Source organism: Arthrobacter sp. Soil736, from assembly GCF_001428005.1.
GTDB lineage: Bacteria > Actinomycetota > Actinomycetes > Actinomycetales > Micrococcaceae > Arthrobacter.
Map to the genome: position 1 here is coordinate 1 of NZ_LMSB01000069.1, position 1,224 is coordinate 1,224.

The window sequence follows — 1,224 nt, forward strand, 5'->3', positions numbered from 1 at the left end:
CTGGATTATGCCGACCTCACCAGCGCCAAACCCATGCCCTGCAAAGGATCCCGCGGCCACATCGGCATAATCCGAAGGTCGGCATAATGCACGATGCACTGCTGCACCACCGTTCGCTCCCACGTGGTCGTGATCGCCTCCGGCAGGCCCTTGAGCCCATCGCAGACAGCGATCAACACATCTTCCACGCCCCGGTTCTTCAGCTCGGAGAATACCTGCAGCCAGAACCGGGCACCCTCGCCGCCGTCGCCGGCCCAGATGCCCAGGATCTCCCGCTCCCCGTTTGTGGTGACGCCCATGACGACGTAGAACGGGGTGTTGCGCACCTGCCCGTCACGGACCTTGACCACGACCGCGTCAACGAAGAGCACCGGATAGATCGGATCCAAAGGTCGGGCCGACCATTCGGCCAGTTCCCCGGCAACCTTCTCCGTGATGCGGCTGATGGTGTCTTTGGAGACCTTGGCCCCGTAGACCTCCTCGAAGTGCGCGGCGATTTCCCCGGTGGTCAACCCCCGGGCGGACAGCGAGAGGACGACCTGGTCGATGCCGTCCAGACGCCGTTTCCGCTTGGGCACGATCACCGGCTCGAACGAGCCGTCCCGATCCCGGGGCACCTCAATCTCGACCGGGCCGATCTCGGTCAGCACGGTCTTGGGCCTGGTGCCGTTGCGCATGTTGGCTGCGATCGGCCTCTGGCCATGCTCGTGCCCGAGGTGCTCGGTCAGTTCCGCTTCCAGCGCGGTCTCCAGCACATTCCTCGTGAGCTGGTTCAGCAGCCCGCCCGGGCCTACCAGGCTCACGCCCTGCTCCTTGGCCTGCGCGAGCAACCGCTCCGCAAGCTCCTTCTGATCGATGATCTCTCCCGTCACAGGATCGATCATCACCCCTGTCATCTCGGTCGTGGACTCCGACACGGCCGTCTCCTTTCGGATCAGGCCGGACCCCACACACCGTTATTCAGACAGTCCCCCTGCGTGTGCCCGGCCGGTGTCGGGGTGATGAAAGAGCGATGCCCGCAAAGGTGCGGGTAGTGAGAGAGCGTCCCTTCCTACACGACAGGTGGTGGAGCGTCCCGTTCCGGGCGACAGGAACTGAGAGAGCGTCCCGCGGAAAGGTGCGGGTGGTGAGAGAGCGTGTGTGTGGGTGGTTAAATGCGGGAGAGCCCCAACCGTGTGGTTGGGGCTCTCGACCGTTTAATGGTTGTCCGGCGGTGACCTACTC

1 pseudogene is annotated in these 1,224 nt (G+C 64.2%); it reads right to left on the reverse strand.

Going from position 1 to position 1,224, the window contains the following annotated elements:
• Positions 1–86: 86 nt before the first annotated feature.
• Positions 87–884, reverse strand: a pseudogene (locus tag ASG92_RS25470) (IS256 family transposase); the annotation flags it as partial.
• Positions 885–1,224 lie beyond the last annotated feature (340 nt).